The following is a 2,826-nucleotide window of genomic DNA, read 5'->3' on the forward strand; positions in this document are numbered from 1 at the left end:
ATCATTGTGCTGCAGGGATACATTGGGTTTCAGGGAATCATTGTGCTGCAGGGATACATTGGGTTTCAGGGAATCATTGTGCTGCAGGGATACATTGGGTTTCAGGGAATCATTGTGCTGCAGGGATTCATTGTGTTTCAGGGATTCATTGTGTTTCAGGGATTCATTGTGTTTCAGGGAATCATTGTGCTGCAGGGAATCATTGTGCTGCAGGGATACATTGGGTTTCAGGGAATCATTGTGCTGCAGGGATTCATTGTGTTTCAGGGATTCATTGTGTTTCAGGGATTCATTGTGCTGCAGGGAATCATTGTGTTTCAGGGATTCATTGTGGCGAGGGGATTTATCCCCGATGGGCTACGCAGTAGCCCCAAAATAATCCAACGCGGTGCCTCATGTAGTCCCCGTTGTCTGATCTTGGGGCTACTGCGTAGCCCACCGGGGATAAATCCCCTCGCCACAGGACCCGGTCACCCCGAGGGGGGAGTCGGGCAGGTTATTTTGTGGTGAATTTCAGTATCACGCTGTGGGCATAGGTCTGCCCCGGATCGAGGCGGGTGCTCGGGAAGTTCGGCTGATTCGGTGAATCCGGATAGTGCTGAGTCTCCAGGGTAAACGCGCCCCAGTGCGGATACACCTTGCCACCCTTGCCCTTGACCGTGCCGTCGAGGAAGTTGCTGGTATAGAACTGCACGCCCGGTTCCGTGGTGAACAACTGCAGCACGCGACCGGACTGCGGATCACTCACCTCAGTAGCAACTTTGCCGATATCGCCCTTGGTATCCAGCGCCCAGTTGAAATCAAATCCACCCTGTTTCGGTTCAGCGAATTTCAGCTGCTCATGATCAGCCTTGATATGCGTGCCAATCGCCGTCGGTTTGCTGAAGTCCATCGGTGTCCCGGCCACTGGCGCCAATTCACCGGTCGGGATCAGTTTGGCCGTCACCGGCGTGTAATGGCTGGCATACAGGGTCGCGACCTGTTTGAGGATGTCGCCATTGCCGGCGCCGGCGAGGTTGAAGTAGCTGTGGTTGGTCAGGTTGAGCACCGTCGGTTTGTCGGTGTTGGCTTTGTAGTCGATGCGCAGTTCGTTGTTGTCGGTGAGGCGATAGGTGACTTCGGTGGTGAGATTGCCGGGGAAACCCATTTCGCCGTCTGCCGACAGATAGGTGAGGGTCACGCCGACGGAATCCTTGTCCTTGGTTTCCTGCGCTTTCCAGACCTTTTTGTCGAAGCCCAGCGTGCCGCCGTGCAGCGCATTGGTCTTGTCGTTCTGCGGCACTTGATAGCGCTTGCCGTCGAGTTCGAACGCACCCTCGGCCAGGCGATTGCCGAAGCGGCCGATGGTTGCGCCGAAGTACGCAGTGCCTTTCTGATAGCCCTGCACATCATCGAAACCGAGCACCACGTCGTCGAACTTGCCGTGCTTGTCGGCGACTTTCAGCGATTGCAGGGTCGCGCCGTAGGTGATGACGGTGGCTTGCATGCCATGGCTGTTGCGCAGGATGTATTGCTCGACGGGCGTGCCGTCATTGGTTTTGCCGAAGGCTTTGCGTTCGGCGGTCAGGCCGGCCGCGTTGGCTGATAGGGTGGCGATCATCAGGGACAGTCCGAGGCCGGAGAGCAGGTGACGTGATTGAAGCATGGTTGACCTTCCTTCTTGTTGTTGTTTTCAAAAACGGTGCGATCCCGTGTAGGAGCTGCCGCAGGATGCGATCTTTTGATCTGGCTTTTAAAAATCAAAGTCAAAAGATCGCAGCCTGCGGCAGCTCCTACATGGTAACTAGTCATGCTATTTGTGGGTGCAGTGGAGATTTATAGCTGATGAATCGTTTATTTCAACAATAAAGACTGACTAAATGATCTGAGGGGAGTCGCCGGAAGTCGGCTGATTGCCCGCCACACTGCACTTTTTCGCAATCGGTGGCTCTATCCATGGCCAAGGATGCGGTGACTCCCGCCGCACAGGAATGTCCCTGTTCGAGAATTCATGCCCAGAGCTTTTGACCTGATCACTGCGTTTGTCCGTCGCCCGTGCCTGTTGCTCGCCTGTTTGTCGTCGCTGTTGTTCAGCGGTTGCAGCCATCAGGACGGCAACGGTTTCTTCAACCAGATGCGTGAGGGCAAACCGCAGGAATTCTTGCAGACCAGCGTCGACCGCATGGCCACCCTGGCGATGCGCGACAACCTCAACAGTCTTTACCGCTTGCAGGCCAAGCTGTATTTGCGCAACCCGGACGAGTTGCGCAAGTCAGGTTTTCTCAACATCCATGCCGCCGTGAAACAGGTGCGGCTGGCCGTCGAGCAGCAACAGCCGCTGCCGGTGCTGGGCGGGCGCAAGGACCTCGCAGCGCTCAGCTATGCAATGAGCCCGGAGTTTCTCGGTGATCGTGTCGGCGCGTTCATCTATGCCATCGGCAGCATGCTGGTCACCGCCCACGGCAATCGCACCGAGTTCTACATGACCGATGCGATCAATCCGACGTTCGTGCACAACGCCGCACGCAATATCGAAAAAGCCACATGGATTTTGTCCCAGCGGCAGAACACCGCCGGCCAGCCGCTGCTGTTTTCCAACGAGATCTCGGAGGAGGGCAGCAACCTGAGCTTCGCCACCGAGTTCGGCAAAATCGTCGCGCGCCTGGACCTGATCACGCAGATGCTCGATGAGCGTTACCGGCGCATAGGCCTCAACTACGCGCAGAGCCTGCTGTTCCTGAATTTCTTGCCGGTGCAGTAACCATCCGCGATGGTCTGCAAACATCTTTCCCCTGTAGGAGCTGCCGAAGGCTGCGATCTTTTGATCTTGCTGTTTATAAGGTCAAA

3 protein-coding genes are annotated in these 2,826 nt (G+C 56.0%); 2 read left to right on the forward strand and 1 reads right to left on the reverse strand.

What is annotated here, in order from left to right; genetic code table 11:
* A partial coding sequence (locus tag EJA70_RS25695) for a hypothetical protein (RefSeq protein WP_158834468.1) occupies nucleotides 1-510 on the forward strand: 510 nt, incomplete at its 5' end.
* Here EJA70_RS25695 and EJA70_RS25700 read toward each other — a convergent pair.
* Nucleotides 497-1,645, reverse strand: coding sequence for an aldose epimerase family protein (locus EJA70_RS25700; protein ID WP_158834469.1), 1,149 nt, complete (start codon nucleotides 1,643-1,645; stop codon nucleotides 497-499). The genes EJA70_RS25695 and EJA70_RS25700 overlap by 14 nt on opposite strands.
* A gap of 345 nt (nucleotides 1,646-1,990) precedes the next feature.
* Here EJA70_RS25700 and EJA70_RS25705 point away from each other — a divergent pair, with 345 nt between their 5' ends.
* The gene (locus tag EJA70_RS25705; protein ID WP_008084920.1) at nucleotides 1,991-2,740 is read left to right on the forward strand and encodes a hypothetical protein; all 750 of its coding nucleotides are present in this window, start codon (nucleotides 1,991-1,993) and stop codon (nucleotides 2,738-2,740) included.
* Nucleotides 2,741-2,826 lie beyond the last annotated feature (86 nt).

Origin of the sequence: Pseudomonas sp. PB103, assembly GCF_009764635.1 — a bacterium.
In the GTDB taxonomy this organism is placed as follows: Bacteria; Pseudomonadota; Gammaproteobacteria; order Pseudomonadales; family Pseudomonadaceae; genus Aquipseudomonas.